This is a genomic window from Actinomadura sp. GTD37 (genome assembly GCF_041951365.1).
Classification (GTDB): domain Bacteria; phylum Actinomycetota; class Actinomycetes; order Streptosporangiales; family Streptosporangiaceae; genus Spirillospora.
This window is the reverse complement of the sequence record NZ_JBGNUS010000001.1, coordinates 1464561-1482451: the sequence shown is the minus strand read 5'-3', so window position 1 is coordinate 1482451 and position 17891 is coordinate 1464561. Positions and strand designations below refer to the sequence as shown.

Genomic DNA, 17891 nt, shown 5'->3' with positions numbered 1-17891 from the left:
GTAGCCTTGGCCAACGTGGCACTGTACGCGGCGTACGCCTCCAACATGGATCCCGAGCAGATGGCGAGCCGGGCTCCGCATTCGCCCATGCGCGGCACCGGCTGGCTCGCCGGATGGCGACTGACCTTCGGGGGGCAGGACAAGGGCTGGGACGGGGCTCTGGCGACGGTCGTCGAGGACGACTCCGAGCAGATCTTCGTCGTCATGTACGACGTGCCCGCCTGGGACGAGAAGGAACTCGACGCCTGGGAGGGGGCAGCGCTCGGCGTCTACCGCAAGACCCGGGTCCGCGTGCATACGCTGGACGGCGACGCCCTGTGCTGGATGTACGTCCTGGACGACTACGAGGGCGGGCTCCCCTCCGCGCGCTATCTCGGCATCCTCGCGGACGCCGCGGAGAAGGCCGGAGCGCCCGACGACTACGTCAAGGAACTGCGCACCCGCCCCTGCAAGTCGATCGGCGACTGACGGGTCCGGGCCGCCGGGCGGCGCGGCAGGCCACGAGCGGCCCGGCGGTAGTGTCGGCGATGTGAGCAACGACGCTTTTGCACTGGCGCGGGACGCCGCGGACGCGCTCCGCGACCGCACGTCCATCGACTCTTTCGACGCCGCCCTCGTCATGGGTTCCGGCTGGGTTCCGGCGGCCGACCGGCTTGGCGAGCCCGTCGCCGAAGTGACGGTCACCGACCTGCCCGGCTTCGCGCCCCCCGCCGTGGAGGGGCACGCCGGGAAGATCCGGGTCGTCGAGGCCGGCGGGCGCCGCGCGCTGGTGTTCCTCGGCCGGACGCACCTGTACGAGGGACGCGGCGTCGACGCCGTGGTGCACCCCGTCCGGACGGCCCTCGCCGCCGGGGTGACGACGCTGGTGCTGACGAACGCGGCGGGCGGGCTGCGGCCCGAGCACCAGAGCGTCGGCGACCCCGTGCTCATCTCCGACCACCTGAACCTGTCGGGCGCGAACCCGCTCACCGGCGCGGCGTTCCTGGACCTGACCGAGGCGTACTCGGGACGGCTGCGGACCCTCGCCAAGGAGGTCGACCCGACGCTGCGGGAGGGCGTGTACGCGGCGTTCCGCGGCCCGACCTACGAGACGCCCGCCGAGATCCGGATGCTGCGCACGCTGGGCGCCGACATGATCGGCATGTCGACCGTGCTGGAGACGATCGCGGCGCGGCAGGGCGGCGCGGACGTCCTCGGGATCTCCCTCGTCACCAACATCGCGGCCGGGCTGTCGGACGAGCCGCTCGACCACGAGGAGGTCCTCGCGGCGGGGCGCGCGTCCGCCGGGCGCATGGGCACGCTCCTCGCGACCGTCCTGGCGAAGCTGTGAGCGACCTCCGCGCGCGCGCCGAGGAATGGCTGGCGCAGGACCCGGATCCGGAGACCCGCGCCGAACTCCGCGCGATCCTGGACGACGACGACGCGCTCGCCTCCCGGTTCGGCTCCCGCCTGGAGTTCGGGACGGCCGGGCTGCGGGGCGAGCTGGGCGCCGGCCCGAACCGGATGAACCGGGTGACGGTCATGCGGGCCGCCGCCGGGCTGGCCGCCCGCCTCCCCGCAGGCGGGCGCGTGATCATCGGCTTCGACGCGCGGCACGGCTCGCGCCGGTTCGCCGACGACACCGCGGCCGTGCTCAGCGGCGCCGGACTGCGGCCGGAGGTGTTCGCCGAGCCCGTCCCGACGCCGGTCCTGGCCCATTTCACCCGGGCGTTCGACGACATCGTGGCGGGCGTCATGGTGACGGCCAGCCACAACCCGCCGCGTGACAACGGCTACAAGGTCTACTGGTCGGACGGGGCGCAGATCGTCCCGCCGGTGGACGCCGAGATCTCCGCCGCGATCGACGCCGTCGGACGCGTGGACGAACTGCCGCTCGGCGCGGGCTGGCCCGTCCACCAGGGCGCGGGCCTGTACCTGGACGCGGTGTCGTCGCTGCGCCTCGGCGGCGACCGCGACATCTCGATCGTCTACACGCCGATGCACGGCGTCGGCCGCGACGTCCTCCTCGCGGCGTTCGACCGGGCCGGGTTCCCCGCCCCGGTCGTCGTCCCCGAGCAGGCGGACCCCGACCCCGACTTCCCGACCGTCGCGTTCCCGAACCCGGAGGAACCGGGCGCGCTCGATCTGGCGCTCGCGCTCGCCGGCGCCCGCGGCGCCGACCTGGTGATCGCCAACGACCCGGACGCGGACCGCTGCGCCGTCGCCGTCCCGTCCCCGTCCGGCTGGCGGACGCTGACCGGGGACGAGGTCGGCGGGCTGCTCGCCGAGCACGTCCTGCGGCACACCACCGGCGCGGACCGCCTGGTCGTCACCACGATCGTGTCGTCGTCGCTGCTGCGCTCGGTCGCCGCCGCGCACCGCGTCCGCTTCGCCGAGTCGCTCACCGGCTTCAAGTGGATCATGAAGGCGGGCGGCCCGCCGGACCGGCTCGTGTTCGGCTACGAGGAGGCGCTCGGCTACAGCGTCGGCGACGACCGGGGCGTCCTCGTCGACGACAAGGACGGCATCGGCGCCGCCCTCGCCGTCGCGGCCCTCGCGGCCGCCGCGAAACGCGACGGCCGCACGCTGCTCGACCTCCTGGACGCGCAGGCCCGCGAGCACGGCCTGCACGCCACGTCGCAGCTCTCGATCAGGGTGGACGACCTCTCCCTGATCACCGCCGCCATGACCCGCCTCCGCGCCGCCCCGCCGAGCGAGCTGGCCGGACGTCCGGTCGAATCGTTCGACGACCTGGCCGACGGCGCGGACGGCCTCCCGCCCACGGACGGGCTCCGCCTCCGCCTGTCCGGTGGCGCGCGGGTGGTGATCCGCCCTTCCGGGACGGAACCGAAGCTCAAGTGCTACTTGGAGGTCGTCCTCCCGGTCGACGGGGACATCACCGAGGTCCGCGCGCGCGCCGCCACCGACTTGCAAGCCCTCCACGCCGCCCTGTCCGCCGCCCTCGCCTGACACGTCCCGCGCGGCAGGCAGGGGGCAGTCAGCCGACCGTCGCGTAGACGATGATCGCTATCAGGGCGGCCAGGGGGGCGACGAGGGCGGCCAGGGCCGGGATCGACCAGGTGATCGTGCCCCGCGCAGGCGGCTCCGTCTTGGCCGCGGCGGCCTTGTCGGGTGCGCCCGACTTGGCCTTCGGACGGTGCCGGTCGCGCATCTCGTTGAGCTGCCGGGCGGCGAACCCTGTGGGCGTCCGCCCCCGCAGGTCGAGGCCCGGGCCCTGGGCCTTGCGCGCCTCCTTCTGCGCGCGCGCCTCCGCCTTGGCCTGGGCGCGCGGAGACGTCTGGTGCACCCAGGCGCGGGTCACCAGTTCCGCCCCGTCCGCGCCGGTGAAACGCACCGTCACCGCGTTCCGCGCCTCGATGCCGCGGATCGCCGCCCACGGCGCGCGGACGTCCCGCAGCGGGTTGCGGACCGTGAGCGTCTCCTCGTCCGCGACGATCGCGGGACGCAGCCCGACCGTGTAGGCGATCCCGCAGCCGAGCAGCAGCAGAAGCGCGATCGTGAACGTCGTCGGCGAGTAGTCGGGGTCACCGGTGATGCCGACGAACAGGTCCACGAAGTTGAGCCCGGCGAACACGAACCACGCGTACGCGGCGACGCGGCCGCCGGTGGAGCGAATGGTCATGGCTCGATCATGCCAGTGGCCTGGCGCCGCTCCACTTGAGCTGGGCGAAGCCCGGCTTGATCACCCCGTTGATCAGTTCGAGCCGCTCGTTGAACGGCACGAACGCCGACTTCATCGCGTTCACCGTGAACCACTGCAGGTCGTCCCACCCGTAGCCGAACGCCTCGGTGAGCCTGGCGAACTCCTGCGACAGCGACGTCCCGCCCATCAGCCGGTTGTCGGTGTTGACGGTGACGCGGAAGCTGAGCCGGCGCAGCAGCCCGATCGGGTGCTCGGCGATCGACTTCGCCGCGCCCGTCTGGATGTTGGACGTCGGGCACATCTCCAGCGGGATCCGCTTGTCCCGGACGTAGCCGGCGAGCCGGCCGAGCCGCGCGTCGTCGCCGTCCGCCTCGATGTCGTCGATGATCCGCACGCCGTGGCCGAGCCGGTCGGCGCCGCACCACTGGATCGCCTGCCAGATCGACGGCAGCCCGAACCCCTCGCCGGCGTGGATGGTGAAGTGCGCGTTCTCCCGCTGCAGGTACTCGAACGCGTCCAGGTGCCGGGTCGGCGGGTACCCGGCCTCGGCGCCCGCGATGTCGAACCCGACGACCCCGAGGTCGCGGTACCGGACGGCCAGCTCCGCGATCTCCATGCTGCGCGCCTGGTGCCGCATCGCCGTGACCAGCGTCCCGACCCGGACGCCGAAGTCCGCGCGGGCCCGCGCGAACCCGTCCAGGACGGCCTCGACGACCTGCTCCAGCGTCAGCCCCATGCTGAGATGCTGCTCCGGCGCGTACCGGACCTCCGCGTAGACGACGCCGTCGTTCGCGAGGTCCTCCCCGCATTCGTAGGCGACCCGCGTGAGCGCGTCGACGGTCTGCATCACCCCGACGGTGTGCGAGAACGTCTCCAGGTACCGCTCCAGCGACCCCGAGTTGGACGCCTCCTCGAACCACGTCCCCAGGCCGTCCGCGTCGGCGGCGGGCAGGTCGGCGTACCCGGTCTCCCGCGCCAGCTCGATGATGGTCGCGGGCCGGAGCCCGCCGTCCAGATGGTCGTGCAGCAGCACCTTCGGCGCGCGCCGGATGTCCTCGAGAGTCGGCCGCTCGTTCATCATTCGAACCTACCCGGCGGCGCCCCGTCCCACGTCGTCAACTCTCGCCAGAAGGGCCGGCCTGTCCGCGGGGCGGGGTGGAGGTGCGGGCGGCCCGCACAGGGTGCGGCCGGCGGGCGTTCCCCTGCGTCCCGCCGGCCGCGATCGATCACCGGGCGTTCCCGCCCGGGCTCACAGGTCAGCGGGCTTTCGCGTAGTCGCCCATGCCGCCCGCGAAGTCGAACATGACGCAGGGCTCGTCTCCGACGACCCAGGCGTCATGCCCCGGCTCCAGGACGAACACGTCCCCGGGGCCGACCTCGCCTTCGGAGCCGTCCTGCATCCGGACGCGCATCCGCCCCTCGACGACATAACCGTTGTGGTGGACTTCGCACAGGTCGGTGCCCGCGATGTCCTTCACGGACTCCGTCCACCGCCAGCCGGGCTCGAACGTCGCCTTCCCGAAGACGAGGCCGCTGAGGTTGACCACCTCCAGGTGGCCCCTAGGGAAGTCGCGCCGGTCGTCCGGCTTCTCGATGCTCTTGATCTCTGTCATGACGAGTCCCCCTCTCACCATCACTTTTCACGCTTGCACTGCGGCTGACCTGCGTCAAGAAGTCCAGCGGGCCATCTCGGCGGGGGTCGGCGCCGATGTCGGGACTGGGTGTCCGGCATCGCGCCGAGCACTACCGGACGGACGTCTGGGCGGCGTAGACGATGATGTTGTCGCGGTAGCTGTGCTGCTTCCGGTCGAACGAGCCGCCGCAGGTGACCAGGCGGAGTCCGGGGTGGTCGAGGGGGCCGTACACGCGCTCGGTGGGGAAGCGGTCCTTGGCGACCCGCTCCACGGACTCGACGGTGAACACGGCCACGCGGCCGTCGGCGCGGGTGACCTCGACGCGGCGCCCGGGACGCAGCCGGCCGAGGTCGTAGAAGACCGCGGCCCCCTTCGGGGAGTCGACATGGCCCAGGATCACGGCGGCGCCGCGCTCCCCCGGGGCGGGCCCGCGGTCGTACCAGCCCGCCTCGCCCGGACGGTCGGCCGCGGGCACCTGGACGGAGCCGTCGGGATCGAGGCCGAGGCCGGTCAGCGGAGCGCGCACCCCGATCGACGGGACGGCCACCAGGACCGGCGCCGAGCGCGGCAGCACCGGCCCGCCGTGGCCGGCGGGCCGGGTCGCCGCCGCCCACGCGGGCGGTCGCGGCGGGCCGTCCGGACCGCGCAGGCCGAGGCCCACGGTCGTCAGCCCGGCCGCCAGCAGCACCGCCGCCACCGCCCACAGGAGTCGCGTCATCAGGCGTCCGTGTCGCTCCGCCGGCGCCGGTGGGCGGCGCCGGCGGTGCCGACCGCGCCCACCAGCATGAGCGCGCCGCCGGCCAGGACGACGAGCCCGCCGTGCCCGGAGGCGCCGCCGAAGCCCGTCTTGGCCCCGCCGGACGGGGTCGGGTGCGTGCTGCCCATCGGCGTCGGACGCGCCGTGCCGCCCGGGGCGGGCTGCGAGGTCTTCGGGGCCGTCTTGGCGTCCAGCACCTTGAGGTACCCGACCGACCTGTGCGTGCCGCAGCGCACCTGCACGGTGTAGTCGCCCGGGACCGTGTCCGGCTTGACCGTGGCCAGGCCCGCCCGGCCGTCGACCTCCTCGGCGCCGTTCAGCGGGACGGCCCCGCCCACGAAGGCCAGCGAGCCGGCCTCGCCGTCCACCTGGCACTTCTTCCCGACGACGGTGACCTGCTGGCCGGGACGGGCCTGGCTCGGCTGGACGACCACGTCCCCGTCGTCGGCCATCGCGGGCGCGGCCAGGCCGATCGTCATGCCGCCGAGAACGAGACCGAAAACGGTCGCCTTTCCGAGTCGCATCTTCTCCCCATTACGACACGGCGGCTTACTCGACTTTCAGCCCTGGCACCGTGCCCCCTTATGCCTTCATACGATGAGGCAGGAAGCCGTTCGGTTCGGGGGTCTTCAAACAATTTCCAATGACGGCATGATCGAAATTCGGCGGCCGAAAGTTGGTGTGATAGCCGTCACATTCGAGGCCGTCAGCGGCTCAGCCGGCGGTAGCGCCGGACCGCAAGCGGCAGGAAGACCGCCGTGATCGCGATCGGCCACACGACCGCCATCAGCAGCGCGTTCTGCTCGACCCAGGTGTCGCCGGCCGCGGCCGGATCGCCGAACAGCTCCCGGGACGCCGTCACCGCCGAGGACACCGGATTCCACCGCGCGACCGCGCCCAGCCAGTCCGGCATCAGGGACGGCGCCACGAACGCGCTGGAAATCATCGAGAACGGGAGCGCCACCGGTGGCGTTCGGTAGGTTGCGGAGCGTGTCCCGGTACCGGTTGTATCCGACCCCTGCTCAGGAGGCGGGGTTACTGGAGCATTGCGGGCATGCCCGGTTCGTGTGGAATCTGGCAGTGGAGCAGCAGGCGTGGTGGCGTCCGGGGCGGGGCCCGGCGCCGGGGTATGTCGCTCAGGCCCGCCAGTTGACCGAGGCCCGGGCTGCGTTCGGGTGGCTGGCGGCCGGTTCGCAGACGGTGCAGCAGGCGCTCAGGGACTTCGCCCAGGCAATGGCGAACTTCTTCGCGGGCACGCACCGGCGCCCGACGTGGCGTAAGGCCGGAGTGCGTGAGGGGTTCCGGATCGTGGGGGCGCGCGGCCGTGCCTGGGAGGTACGGCGATTGTCACGTCGTGTGGGTGAGGTGCGGGTGCCGAAGGTGGGGTGGGTGCGGTTGCGCTGGTCGCGGCCCGTGCCCAGCGGGGTGAAGTCGTTCCGGGTGACCCGCGACCGCGCCGGACGCTGGCATGTCGCGTTCGCGCACGTCCCCGACCCGGTGCCCGCGCCCGGCAGCGGTGAGGCGGTGGGCGTCGACCGGGGCGTGGCGGTGTCGGCCGCGCTGTCCACGGGCGAAATGCGCACAGTGCCGGGGTTGACGCCGGGTGAGGCCGAGCGGCTGCACCGGCTGCTGCGTCGACTGGACCGCGCCCGTCGGGGGTCGAACCGTCGCGCCCGCGTCAAGGTCGCCATAGCCCGGCTCAAAGCGCGTGAGACCGACCGCCGCAAGGACTGGGCGGAGAAGACCTCGACAGATCTGGCGCGCCGCTTCGACGTCATCGCCGTCGAGGACCTGGACGTACACGCCATGACCCGCTCCGCCAAGGGCACCATCGAAGCCCCCGGCACCAACGTCCGTGCCAAGGCGGGGCTCAACCGCTCGATCCTGGCCAACGGGTGGGGCCGACTGGTCACCCGGCTTGAGCACAAGGCCCCCGTACGCCGGGTCGACCCGGCGTACACGTCGCAGACCTGCAACACCTGCGGGCACCGCGCCCGGGACAACCGCAAGAGCCAAGCGGTGTTCCGGTGCACGGCCTGCGGGCACCAGGACAACGCCGACGTCAACGCCGCCCGCAACATCAAAGACACCGCCGTGGGACGCACGGTGGCCGCGCGGGGAGGCGGGGCGGTGGCCCGGCCGGTGAACCGCGAACCTCAACCTGTACTCCTGCCCGCGTAGGGGACAAGTTGGAATCCCCCACGCCGCCGCGCACCGGAGACCAGGACGGACGATGACGACGGAGCACGGCGACGGCCGCGACCTCGGGCGGAGCCTGAAGCTGCTGTGGGGCGACACGACCCGGCCGCCGCGCGGCCGCCCGCCCGCGCTCACCCTCGACCGGATCGTCGCCGCCGCCGTCGAGGTCGCCGACGAACTCGCGCGGACCGAGGGCCTCGACGCCCTGTCCATGCGCTCGATCGCGACGCGCCTGGGCGTCGGGACCATGTCGCTCTACCGCTACGTCCCCGGCAAGAGCGAATTGCTCGACCTCATGCTCGACCATGTCGTCGACGTCCCCGAGGAGGTCCGGGAGGACGAGGAGGGCGGCTGGCGCGAGATCCTCGCGGCCGAGGCCGGGCGCCACTGGCGGCTGTGCCTCGACCACCCCTGGTACCCGTTCGTCGACCAGAGCCGCCCGCTCCTCGGCCCCAACGCCATGCGCGGCCTGGACCGGCTCGTCGCCCGGCTGCGTCCCATGGGCGTGGCCGACCGGACCCTGCTCATGATGATCAGCGTCCAGAACGACTACGTGGAGGGCGTCGCGCGCCGGTACATCAACGAGCGCCGCGCCGAGGCCCGCACGGGCGTCAGCAACGAGGACTTCTGGGCCGCCCAGGAACCGACCCTCGTCAACGCCCTGAACAGCGGGGACTTCCCCACCATGGCCGTCCTGGCCGACGACGTCTTCGACTTCTCCCACGAACAGCTCTTCGAGTTCGGACTGGCCCGCCTCCACGACGGGTTCGCGGCCCACCTGGGCTGAGGCCGGCCGAGGAAAACCGTTCGCGCGGGGAAGGCGGGCTTCGTACCGTCGTCGGGTGAAACTGCTCTCGGTCAATATCGGACGGCCCCGGACCAACCCGTGGAAGACGAGCACGCTGACCGGCATCGACAAGCGTCCGGTCGACGGCCCGGTGCCGGTCGCGGCGCCGGAGTCCGAGGGGACGGGCGAGGTCGGCCTGGCGGGCGACCGCGTCCATGACGTGCGGAGTCACGGCGGGGCCGACCAGGCCGTCTACGCCTACGCGCGCGAGGACCTCGACTACTGGCAGGGCGAGCTGGGCAGGCCGCTGCCCGACGGCGTCTTCGGCGAGAACCTCACCACGGCCGGGGGCGACGTCAACGGCGCGCTGATCGGCGAGCGGTGGCGGGTGGGCCCGGACGTCCTCCTGGAAGTGAGCTGCCCCCGGATCCCCTGCGGGACCTTCCAGGGCTGGCTGGACGAGGCGGGCTGGATCAAGCGGTTCACCCGGGCGGCGCGGCCCGGCGCCTACCTGCGGGTGATCGAGCCCGGCGAGATCCGGGCCGGCGACGCCGTCGAGCTCGCGCACCGCCCCGGCCACGGCGTGACCGTGGCGATGTCGTTCCGCGCCCTCACCACCGAGCCCGGCCTTCTGCCGCGGCTGGTCCCGATCGAGGCGCTCCCGCACTACGTGCGGGACGTGGCGCGCAAGCGCTCGGATACCGGCCGCTGAGCGGCGGGGAGGATTCCGGCGCGGATCGTTTCGGCACGTCAGGCGGCAAGGCCGGGGATTCTCATTACGGGCGTACATTTGGGGTGATTCGGGCTAATTGGGCACCAAGGGACGGGTTAGGTGAAACTGGTCCGGTCTCGCTGGAATCTCAGCAATCCACGCTTGTCCGATGGTGCGTTGTGCCAGCCTAGATACGGACTGTGCCGGTAAGAGCACGCCTTACTCAGTAATGTGACCTGCCGCCGACCGCACTGAGGACGCCGATGCCTGTTTACTCCGAACCTGCTGCCGACGCCGAGCGCCAGGAATTCCCGCGGCATGGCCGGAATCCGACCCGCGGGACGCGTCGCCACAGCAATGTGCGGTCCTTTCACCTGTGCATCTCCGTCCTTCCCGCGGCCGTTGTGGCGGGGCTCGGAGTCGCCGCCGCGGCCGTGCTGTACAGCGGCGACACGGTGACGCGGCGGGCGCAGCTCGTGCTGGCCGCGGCCGCCGTGGGAGCCGTCCTCACGCTGGCGGCGGCCGTGTTCGCGGCGGACACGGCGACCCGCCGGCTGGACCGGCAGAACGCCCGGTCGTCCGTCCGCGGCCACGAGGACGTGCAGCGGCGGCTCGGCGAGCTGTGGTTCTCGATCGCGCGCGGCCGGCAGGGCCTGCGGGAGCTGGTGGAGCGGGTCAACGCCGGCGAGACCGCGCCCCGCAGCGACGACTTCCCCGCCACCGAGTCCAACGACCCGTTCGTCCGGCTCGCGTACGAGCTGCGGCAGGCGCAGGGCGAGGCGTGGAACGCCGTGCTGGACGCCGCCGCCCGGGACTCCGGCGCCGACCGGCGGGTCGACGTCTTCGTCAACCTCGCCCGGCGGATGCAGTCGCTGACGCACCGGGCCATCCAGGGGCTCGACGAGCTGGAGAACCAGGTCGAGGACCCCGACCTCCTCAAGGGGCTGTTCAGGGTCGACCACCTCAGCACCCGCATGCGGCGCCAGGCCGAGAGCCTCGCCGTGATCGGCGGCGCCGCGTCGCGCCGCCAGTGGAGCCGCCCGGTGACGGTCTACGAGGTGCTGCGCTCGGCCATCGCCGAGGTCGAGCACTACAACCGGGTCAAGGTGGTGCCGCCCGTCGAGGGGACCCTGCACGGCGGCGCGGTCGCGGACGTCGTCCACCTGCTCGCCGAGCTCATCGAGAACGCCACCCGCTTCGCCCCGCCGCACACCCAGGTGCTGATCCGCGTCGACACCGTGAGCGCGGGCCTGGCCATCGAGGTGGAGGACCGCGGCCTCGGCATCCCGAAGGAGGACCGGCGGCGGCTGAACGAGGTGCTCACCGACCCCGACCGGGCCGGCACCGGCGACCTCCTCCAGGAGGGGCGCATCGGGCTCCTCGTCGTCGCCGCGCTCGCCCGCCGGCACGGCGTCCGCGTCCAGCTCCAGGACAACCTCTACGGCGGCACGCAGGCCGTCGTCGTCGTCCCGAAGGACATGGTCGGCAAGGAAGAGGAGGAGGCCGAGGCCGCGCCGCAGGCTCAGCCGCAGGCCCGCCCCGCGCGCCCCGAGCCCGTCCCGGTGGGCGCGGGCGCGGCGATGGCCTCGTCCGCCGCGCAACCGGCCGCGCGTCCCGCCGCGCCCGCGCCGCGGCCCGCCCCGCAGTCCCCCGGCGCGGAGCCCGCCCTCCCCGACCCGGCGCAGAGCGGTGAGCGGCCGTCCCTGCCGCGCCGCCGGGTGCAGGCGAACCTGGCGCCCGAGCTGGTCGATCCCCCCGCACCGCAGCAGCAGCAGGACGACGACGTCGAGCACAACCCCGGTCTCATGGCGGCGTTCAAGCGCGGGGTGCGCGGCGCCGAAGAGAGCGACGGCGCCGCGGACGGCCCCGAAGCCACGGGCTGACGAACCACCACCAGCGATAAGGAGCGTCCATTGAGTGCTGTCTCCCCGAACCAGGCTCAGGATCTTGCTTGGCTGCTGCGGGGACTGGGCGAGGAGGTTCCGGTCATCCGCGGCAGCGTGCTGCTGTCCTCCGACGGCATGCTGAAAGCCGCCCACGGCTTCGACCGCGCCAGCGCGGAGCAGCTCGCGGCGCTCGCCTCCGGCCTGTTCTCCATCGCCCGCAGCGCGGGCACGAAGTTCGACGGCAGCAACGAGGTCCGGCAGGTCGTGACCGAGCTCAAGTCCAGCCAGCTGTTCATCTCCTGGGCCGGCTTCAACTCCGTCCTGGCGGTGCTCGCGAAGGGGGAGGCCGACCCGGCCGTCGTCGGGTTCGAGATGGCGCGGCTGATCAAGTCCGTCCGGCCCTTCCTCGACACCGCGACGCGGGCGGCGGCCATGAGCGATCCGAACAGGTCGCCATGACGGCCGGCGACGACGACGTCTGGCTCGACGACGACGCCGGCCCGCTGGTACGCCCGTACGCGGTGATCTCCGGGCGCACCCGCCCGGCCGTCGAGCTGGACCTGCTGTCCCTGGTGGTGACCACCGGCGCCGACCCCGTCGGCATGGCCCCGGAGCACGCCAAGGCGCTCGCCCTGTGCCGCGCGCCGACCTCGGTCGCCGAGGTCGCGGCGCATCTGCGGCTCCCCGTGGCGGTCACCAAGGTCCTGCTCGCCGACCTGGTGCACTGGCGGGCCATGACCACCCGGGCGCCGCGCCCCGTCGCGGATCTCACCGACCGAGACCTTTTGGAGAAGCTGCTCGATGGCCTACAACGAGCCTGATGAGGTGTTCCCCACTCAGGTCAAGATCCTCGTCGCGGGCGGGTTCGGCGTCGGGAAGACGACGTTCGTCGGCGCGGCGAGCGAGATCGAACCGCTGAGCACCGAGGAGCTCATCACCACCGCCAGCGTCGGCGTCGACGACCTCGGCGGGGTGGAGCACAAGTCCACGACCACCGTCGCGCTCGACTTCGGCCGGATCACGATCTCCCAGCACGACATCGTGCTGTACCTGTTCGGCACGCCCGGCCAGCAGCGCTTCTGGTTCATGTGGGACGAGCTGTGCGCCGGCGCGCTCGGCGCCGTCATCCTCGCCGACACCCGCCGCCTGGACGCCTGCTTCGAAGCCGTCGACTTCTTCGAGAACCGGGGCACCCGGTTCCTCGTCGCGGTGAACCAGTTCGACGGCGCGTTCCGCTACGAGCCGGACGAGGTGCGCGCCGCCCTCGAACTCGACCCGCGCGTGCCGATCGTGCTGTGCGACGCGCGGGACCGCCGCTCCGCCACCTCGGTGCTGAGGGCGCTGATCCGGCACCTCATCGCCGCCGTTCCCGCCACGTCCGCCTGACGACCTCCTGGAGTCCCCCGTGACGCACGAGCCCCTGTACGAGCCCGCCGGCCACCTGCTGACCCCCGTCGACCACGATGTCCCCCAGCGCGTCGCGCGGCTGCGGGAGCTCGGGCTGGGGCGGGAGGCCGACCCCGAGTTCGACGCCTTCGCCCGCGACCTCGCCGAGGCCGCCCGGCATCTCATCGGCACCGGCGTCCCGCCGTTCGCGATGGTCAACTTCGTCACGGACCGGCAGTTCCTCGCCGGCCTGTACGCCCCGCAGGACCCGGGCGCCGATCCGGCCGGCGCCGTCCAGCTGGGCCGCGAGGTGCCGCTCGACCACGGCTACTGCCCGCACGTCGTGGTGCGGCGCAAGGCGCTCGTCCTGGACGACGTGTGCGACTACCCGCGTTTCGCCGGCAACCCGGTCGTCGACAAGCTGGGCATCCGGACGTACGTCGGGGCCCCGCTCATCGACCGCACGGGCACGACTCTGGGCACCATCTGCATCATCGACACCGAGCCGCGCCCGTGGGGTCATCCCGGGCTGAACCTGATCAAGGAGGGGGCGGCGGAGCTGACGCGGCTGATCCGCCGCCGCGAGGACCTGCTGGGCTGACGCGCGCCGCCGTTCCGCGCGTCGCCGTTTCGCGCGTCACGTCTCGGCCGGCGCGGCGCACGCCTCGGCGGGCGCGGGCGCGGGCACCGGCACGGACCGCGAGAGCCGCACCCCGGCCGGGGGCGGGACGGCGCCGTCCTCGATGCCGAGCACGCCCGAGGACAGCAGGCCGAACTCCGTCGCGACCCCGGCGATGTCGGCCTTGAGGAACTCGATCGCGGCCCGTGCCTGGCCCGCGTCCGCGCCGGACTTCGCCGCCCACCGCATGACCTGCCCGATCGCGAACGCGTAGGCGATGGCCCGGCCCGCCAGGACCAGGTGCTCCTGCCGCAGGTCCCGGTCGAGGAAGCCGAGGTCCAGGCCCTGCGAGGTGATCGCGGACGCCGTGAGCGGCCACTCGGCCAGGAACTTGCTGAGCGGCAGGCCGTCGGTCCTGGCGAGGCAGTACTCGGTGAGCTGCTGGCTGAGCAGGTCGTTGGTGCCGTCGAAGATCGTGTAGACGCGGGCGTCGAGGAACGCCTGCGCGGAGATGTTGGTGGGCGATCCGCAGCGGTACCCCTCGCCCCCGGCGAGCTGCTGGTAGTGGTGCGCCGCGCTGAGCATCCGCTCGGTGGCGACCGTCTTGATGGCCTGCACGGCCGGGAACGCGCCGATCATGTCGGCCTTCATGTCCAGCCGCGTCTGGAGGTAGTCGTTGAGCGCCGCGCACACGGTGTAGGACGTGTCGATCGCCGCCAGCCGGTAGCGGACGAACCGGATCGCCGACTGCGGGCCGGGCCCGATCTCGCGCGCGTCGGCGTAGGCGTGCGCCTCGCGGCTGATGCGGCGCAGGAACCCGCAGCCCATCGCCGCCATCATGGCGCGCGACGCCATGAGCATCTCCACCATGGGGCGCAGGTTGCGGCCCTCCGCCTGGATCCGCCGGTGCCGGGGGACGACGACGTCGATCTCGTTGAGCCCGTAGTCGATCACTTTGAGGCCGAGCGGCTCGTACGGCCGCAGGGTGCGGAACCCCTCGCTGCGCTTGACGATGAAGTAGCCGTACTCGCGGCCGTGCTCGTCGTTCTTCGCGCTGACCAGCCACCAGTGGGCGCTGGAGCTGAACGCCTGCCAGTGCTTGCGGCCGCGGATCCGGTAGCCGTCCTCGACCTCCTGGAACGTGGTGGTCATGGCGGACATGGCGGAGCCGCAGCCGGGCTCGGTGGAGGCGAAACCGGCGATCATGGGGTCGCCGCCCGCGTACTGGGGCAGCACCTCCCGCTTGGCCTCGTCCCCGCCCCAGAGGGCGATGGGCCGCAAGGCCACGCCCGTGATGACCGTGATGTACATGCCGAGGGGCAGGTTCCACTCCGAGACGGCCTCCACGACCCGGCACATCTCGACGTGGCTGTCGCGGCCGCCGTACTCCTTCGGCAGTGTCGGGAGCAGGACGCCGGCCCGCGTCAGCAGTGTCCAGTCGTCGGCCGGGAGATTCTGCTGCGGGTAGGTGGCGGTGTCGAATCGGGGGGCGATGGCCTCAATACCGGCGATGAATTCGTTCGTCGACAGGGATTGGAGAGCATTCGTCATGGTGTCCGCTCTTACAGGTCGGCGTGGCAGTGCAGGGGGAAGTCGTCTGTTGAAAGCGCGCTGATGCCCGATCGACTGTTCAGCCGACCATGCGGACCCCCTCTCCAAATCGGTCACGTGAGACTCTCACGACATACTGAAACGAACGATCACGGGACGCAAGGCGTCCTTGGCTGACCGTAATCAGCCAAGATGGGATGATCTGTGACCGATGTTGCGCGCGTGCTTGCGGTATCAATTGAGCAGTAGGAGAGTAATGAGGTTAATGTCTACGCCCCTGCGCGGGGTGGACCTTGAGGTTTCCGCCGGCCGGCGGGCCCGGCCCGGCCGAACTCCCGTCCGGGGCGGCGGGCGAGCGGGTGCACCTTTGAAGAATTTGCAGCTCAGCCGGTGATCGCCGATCGAAAAGCACGTCGCGCGCGACACCCATGGACGAGGCGGCGGACGGGCGGCCCCGCGGCACGCGCAATACGCGGGCGGCGGGGCTTTTTTCGCGTCAAGCGAAAACAACGCCGGGCCTCGGCCCGGCGTTCTGATCAGTTACAACCCCCTACCTGCGGCGATAGCGCGGCCCCCATCACAGGACGCCTGACTCGGAGTGCCGGTCACCGACAAGTGCGGGCGCCCACCGCCATGGACGGGTCTCGACGCGTCCCGTCCCTCGAATTGTCGATCACCAACCGAAAAACGCCTTCACCGAAGGAATCGTCGATATCTACTGCCTTGCAGTGCCGTTTGTTCTGGCCCCGGCCGGGTTCAACCCGCGATTCCGGGACGGCTCGGACGACGGGGACGCGCACCCGCCGACGCACGAAACGCGCCGCGGATCGATCGGTCCCCGACCGACCCGCAGCGCGCTTCACCCAGTTCTTAGTGGGTGCGTCGTGTGAGCCAGGTCTGCTCCGGCCTGCACGCGAGTTCCGTGCCCTTCGCCATGCACCAGGTCTGGTAGCCGTGGGAGTAGAGCCGCTCGCCGAGCCAGTGGTAGGCCGGACGCGCCGTCCCGCGCGGGGTGTGGGGCGCGAAGTTGGCCGCGTCGTCGGCGCTGCCCGTGCCGTCGTAGCGCGCGACCGCGGGATAGGGGTAGACGGGCCGGGTCCGGACGGCGTCCGACGCGATGATCTTTCCGGGCGCCCGGCCGCTCTCCGCCCACGCCATCACGGGGGTGAGGACGTCGAAGGTGTTCGGGCCGTCCCCGCCGCCGCAGTGCGCGACGCCGGGGAAGAGGTAGAGCCGGGAGAACGCGTCGGTGGCCCGCTCGCGCATCGTCTTGCGCATGGCGTCGTGGTACGCGAGCGTGCTCTGCGGTGAGATGTGCTGGTCGTTCCAGCCGTGCCAGAGCAGGAGCTTGCCGCCGCCGCGCGCGAAGCGCCCGAGGTCCGGGTCCATGGCGGAGAGGTAGCTGGAGGACTGCACCGTCTTCCAGAACGACTTCGCCGTGAACTTCAGGTCGGAGAGCCGCCAGTCGGGATCGACCTTGTTCGTGTAGGCCAGGTAGCGCGCGAAGGACAGGACGAACCTTTCGCTGCCGACCGTCTGCCCCTGAGCCGCCGGCACGAACAGCGTCCATTCGAGTTCGGATCCCCATTCGTGGGAGATCTCGGGCTCCAGCCTGCGGCCGTGGTCGTCGACCGCTCCGTCGTGCAGGCGGCGGACGACGGCGGCCTCGGCCTTGGACAGGCACGTCGACGGGTTCTGCCCGGACGCGCACACCAGCGTCGCCGGGTCGAAGTCGCAGCGGCGCGGGTCGCCGAGCAGGCCGTCCTTCAGCCCGTCCAGCGCGTCGCAGCGCGCCATGACGGCGTCGTGCACGAGCGGGAGCCTGCCCGCGAGCAGGATGTACCGGCCGTCCTCGTCCAGGTTGGTCAGGACGTTCCACGCGTGGTGGAAGGTGTTCTGCACGACCATGTTGTTCGCGGGCGCGCCGGCGGCGATGCCGTCGAAGTCGCCGGGGTACCGCTGGGCCTCCATCAGCCCCTCGCGGCCGCCGTCGGAGCAGCCGTTGAAGTAGGAGTAGGCCGGGGAGCGTCCGTAGAACCTGGCGATGACGGCCTTGGCGACCTCCGCCGTCACGTGGACGCCCCGGTAGGCGAAGTCGATCTGCGCCTGCGGGTTCCGCGCCGCCCAGGACCCGTCGGGCGAGCCCTGGTGGCCCATATCGGTCGTCGCGCCGGCGACGGTGCCGTCCGCGATCGGCGGGCACGTCGCCGCCTGCGTGTAGTTGATGTTCGAGCTGCCGCACTCGCCGCCGCAGCCCGTCTGCACGTAGCGCTGCGTCCAGCCGTTGACGGGCAGGCGCATGACGATGGTGTTCGCCGGGGCGATGGTCCCCCGGACGTCGCAGTACGGGGCCGGCGCGCCCGCCGTCGAGACGGTCGCGGACGTGATCGTGACCGGTGCGTCGGTGACGCCGTCCAGCTTGAGGCCGACCAGGCCGGCGCAGTCCATCCGCGGCTTGAGCGCGGGCAGGTCGGCGAGCCCCGCCGCGGTGAACGCCCGGGGCCGGGGGGACGCCTCGGCCGTGCCGCCCGCCGTCCAGGCGGGCACGAGGGCCAGCACGAGGGCCAGCAGCATGGCCGGTGCGAGCAGCGCGCCGACCGCCGGGCCGGGCCTGCCGTGCGCGCGGCCGGCGCGGCCCGCCCCGGACGTCCTGCCCCGATCGAAGAACCCGTGCATGGGGTACCGCCTCCTCGGATGGGCGGGGGCGCCGTCGTCCT

General features: G+C 72.4%; 18 protein-coding genes and 1 pseudogene. 11 read left to right on the top strand and 8 right to left on the bottom strand.

Annotated elements, in window-relative coordinates:
* Positions 1 to 15 precede the first annotated feature (15 nt).
* The 3 genes from ACA511_RS07235 (at position 16) to ACA511_RS07225 (ending at position 2949) form a co-directional block, all read left to right on the top strand.
* A complete protein-coding gene (locus tag ACA511_RS07235) occupies positions 16 to 468 on the top strand; it encodes a gamma-glutamylcyclotransferase (RefSeq protein ID WP_375023267.1) in 453 nt (150 codons plus the stop codon).
* Positions 469 to 529: 61 nt separating this feature from the next.
* Positions 530 to 1330: a purine-nucleoside phosphorylase gene (locus tag ACA511_RS07230; RefSeq protein WP_375023266.1), complete on the top strand. Its 801-nt coding sequence runs from the start codon at positions 530 to 532 to the stop codon at positions 1328 to 1330.
* The gene (locus ACA511_RS07225) at positions 1327 to 2949 is read left to right on the top strand and encodes a phospho-sugar mutase (RefSeq protein ID WP_375023265.1); all 1623 of its coding nucleotides are present in this window, start codon (positions 1327 to 1329) and stop codon (positions 2947 to 2949) included. The genes ACA511_RS07230 and ACA511_RS07225 overlap by 4 nt, the downstream gene beginning before the upstream one ends.
* A 28-nt stretch (positions 2950 to 2977) precedes the next feature.
* Here the strand turns inward: ACA511_RS07225 and ACA511_RS07220 are convergent, their stop codons facing one another.
* The 6 genes and pseudogenes from ACA511_RS07220 to ACA511_RS07195 all read right to left on the bottom strand — a co-directional run.
* Positions 2978 to 3622: a PH domain-containing protein gene (locus ACA511_RS07220; RefSeq protein WP_375023264.1), complete on the bottom strand. Its 645-nt coding sequence runs from the start codon at positions 3620 to 3622 to the stop codon at positions 2978 to 2980.
* A 7-nt stretch (positions 3623 to 3629) separates the two neighbouring features.
* Complete coding sequence (locus ACA511_RS07215; protein ID WP_375023263.1) at positions 3630 to 4721, bottom strand: adenosine deaminase; 1092 nt, start codon at positions 4719 to 4721, stop codon at positions 3630 to 3632.
* Between the two features lie 178 nt (positions 4722 to 4899).
* Positions 4900 to 5256, bottom strand: a complete 357-nt coding sequence (locus ACA511_RS07210) for a cupin domain-containing protein (protein ID WP_375023262.1) — start codon at positions 5254 to 5256, stop codon at positions 4900 to 4902.
* A 130-nt stretch (positions 5257 to 5386) separates the two neighbouring features.
* Positions 5387 to 5995, bottom strand: coding sequence for a class F sortase (locus ACA511_RS07205; RefSeq protein ID WP_375023261.1), 609 nt, complete (start codon positions 5993 to 5995; stop codon positions 5387 to 5389).
* Entirely contained in the window at positions 5995 to 6558 is a 564-nt protein-coding gene (locus ACA511_RS07200) for a hypothetical protein (protein WP_375023260.1), read from the bottom strand. Before ACA511_RS07200 ends, ACA511_RS07205 begins: the two co-directional genes overlap by 1 nt.
* Before the next feature lie 182 nt (positions 6559 to 6740).
* Positions 6741 to 6974, bottom strand: a pseudogene (locus tag ACA511_RS07195) (ABC transporter permease); the annotation flags it as partial.
* Positions 6975 to 7000: 26 nt separating this feature from the next.
* On the opposite strand from ACA511_RS07195, the gene ACA511_RS07190 reads away from it, so the two are divergent.
* The 8 genes from ACA511_RS07190 to ACA511_RS07155 all read left to right on the top strand — a co-directional run bounded on the left by ACA511_RS07190 (position 7001) and on the right by ACA511_RS07155 (position 13605).
* Entirely contained in the window at positions 7001 to 8215 is a 1215-nt protein-coding gene (locus tag ACA511_RS07190) for an RNA-guided endonuclease InsQ/TnpB family protein (protein WP_375023259.1), read from the top strand.
* Between the two features lie 52 nt (positions 8216 to 8267).
* Positions 8268 to 9020, top strand: a complete 753-nt coding sequence (locus ACA511_RS07185) for a TetR/AcrR family transcriptional regulator (protein ID WP_375023258.1) — start codon at positions 8268 to 8270, stop codon at positions 9018 to 9020.
* A gap of 55 nt (positions 9021 to 9075) precedes the next feature.
* Complete coding sequence (locus ACA511_RS07180; RefSeq protein WP_375023257.1) at positions 9076 to 9732, top strand: MOSC domain-containing protein; 657 nt, start codon at positions 9076 to 9078, stop codon at positions 9730 to 9732.
* 404 nt (positions 9733 to 10136) lie between these two features.
* Complete coding sequence (locus ACA511_RS07175) at positions 10137 to 11615, top strand: sensor histidine kinase (RefSeq protein ID WP_375023256.1); 1479 nt, start codon at positions 10137 to 10139, stop codon at positions 11613 to 11615.
* A 30-nt stretch (positions 11616 to 11645) separates the two neighbouring features.
* The gene (locus ACA511_RS07170) at positions 11646 to 12077 is read left to right on the top strand and encodes a roadblock/LC7 domain-containing protein (protein ID WP_375023255.1); all 432 of its coding nucleotides are present in this window, start codon (positions 11646 to 11648) and stop codon (positions 12075 to 12077) included.
* Positions 12074 to 12439 carry a DUF742 domain-containing protein gene (locus tag ACA511_RS07165; protein ID WP_375023254.1) on the top strand — a complete coding sequence of 122 codons (366 nt, stop codon included), beginning with the start codon at positions 12074 to 12076 and terminating at the stop codon, positions 12437 to 12439. The genes ACA511_RS07170 and ACA511_RS07165 overlap by 4 nt, the downstream gene beginning before the upstream one ends.
* Positions 12420 to 13004 (top strand): ATP/GTP-binding protein, encoded by a 585-nt coding sequence (locus ACA511_RS07160; protein ID WP_375023253.1) that lies wholly within the window; start codon positions 12420 to 12422, stop codon positions 13002 to 13004. The genes ACA511_RS07165 and ACA511_RS07160 overlap by 20 nt, the downstream gene beginning before the upstream one ends.
* 19 nt (positions 13005 to 13023) lie before the next feature.
* Positions 13024 to 13605 carry a GAF domain-containing protein gene (locus ACA511_RS07155; RefSeq protein WP_375023252.1) on the top strand — a complete coding sequence of 194 codons (582 nt, stop codon included), beginning with the start codon at positions 13024 to 13026 and terminating at the stop codon, positions 13603 to 13605.
* Positions 13606 to 13641: 36 nt separating this feature from the next.
* Here ACA511_RS07155 and ACA511_RS07150 read toward each other — a convergent pair whose 3' ends face one another.
* Positions 13642 to 15174, bottom strand: a complete 1533-nt coding sequence (locus tag ACA511_RS07150; RefSeq protein WP_375023251.1) for an acyl-CoA dehydrogenase family protein — start codon at positions 15172 to 15174, stop codon at positions 13642 to 13644.
* 870 nt (positions 15175 to 16044) lie between these two features.
* Positions 16045 to 17850 carry a tannase/feruloyl esterase family alpha/beta hydrolase gene (locus tag ACA511_RS07145; protein WP_375023250.1) on the bottom strand — a complete coding sequence of 602 codons (1806 nt, stop codon included), beginning with the start codon at positions 17848 to 17850 and terminating at the stop codon, positions 16045 to 16047.
* Between the last annotated feature and the right edge of the window lie 41 nt (positions 17851 to 17891).

What these genes read in the sequence shown, in the direction of transcription:
- ACA511_RS07220 (WP_375023264.1), bottom strand. Translation starts at nt 3,622, where the DNA reads ATGACCATTCGCTCCACCGGCGGCCGCGTCGCCGCGTACGCGTGGTTC.
- ACA511_RS07215 (WP_375023263.1), bottom strand. Translation starts at nt 4,721, where the DNA reads ATGAACGAGCGGCCGACTCTCGAGGACATCCGGCGCGCGCCGAAGGTG.
- ACA511_RS07210 (WP_375023262.1), bottom strand. Translation starts at nt 5,256, where the DNA reads ATGACAGAGATCAAGAGCATCGAGAAGCCGGACGACCGGCGCGACTTC.
- ACA511_RS07205 (WP_375023261.1), bottom strand. Translation starts at nt 5,995, where the DNA reads ATGACGCGACTCCTGTGGGCGGTGGCGGCGGTGCTGCTGGCGGCCGGG.
- ACA511_RS07200 (WP_375023260.1), bottom strand. Translation starts at nt 6,558, where the DNA reads ATGCGACTCGGAAAGGCGACCGTTTTCGGTCTCGTTCTCGGCGGCATG.
- ACA511_RS07185 (WP_375023258.1), top strand. Translation starts at nt 8,268, where the DNA reads ATGACGACGGAGCACGGCGACGGCCGCGACCTCGGGCGGAGCCTGAAG.
- ACA511_RS07165 (WP_375023254.1), top strand. Translation starts at nt 12,074, where the DNA reads ATGACGGCCGGCGACGACGACGTCTGGCTCGACGACGACGCCGGCCCG.
- ACA511_RS07160 (WP_375023253.1), top strand. Translation starts at nt 12,420, where the DNA reads ATGGCCTACAACGAGCCTGATGAGGTGTTCCCCACTCAGGTCAAGATC.
- ACA511_RS07150 (WP_375023251.1), bottom strand. Translation starts at nt 15,174, where the DNA reads ATGACGAATGCTCTCCAATCCCTGTCGACGAACGAATTCATCGCCGGT.
- ACA511_RS07145 (WP_375023250.1), bottom strand. Translation starts at nt 17,850, where the DNA reads ATGCACGGGTTCTTCGATCGGGGCAGGACGTCCGGGGCGGGCCGCGCC.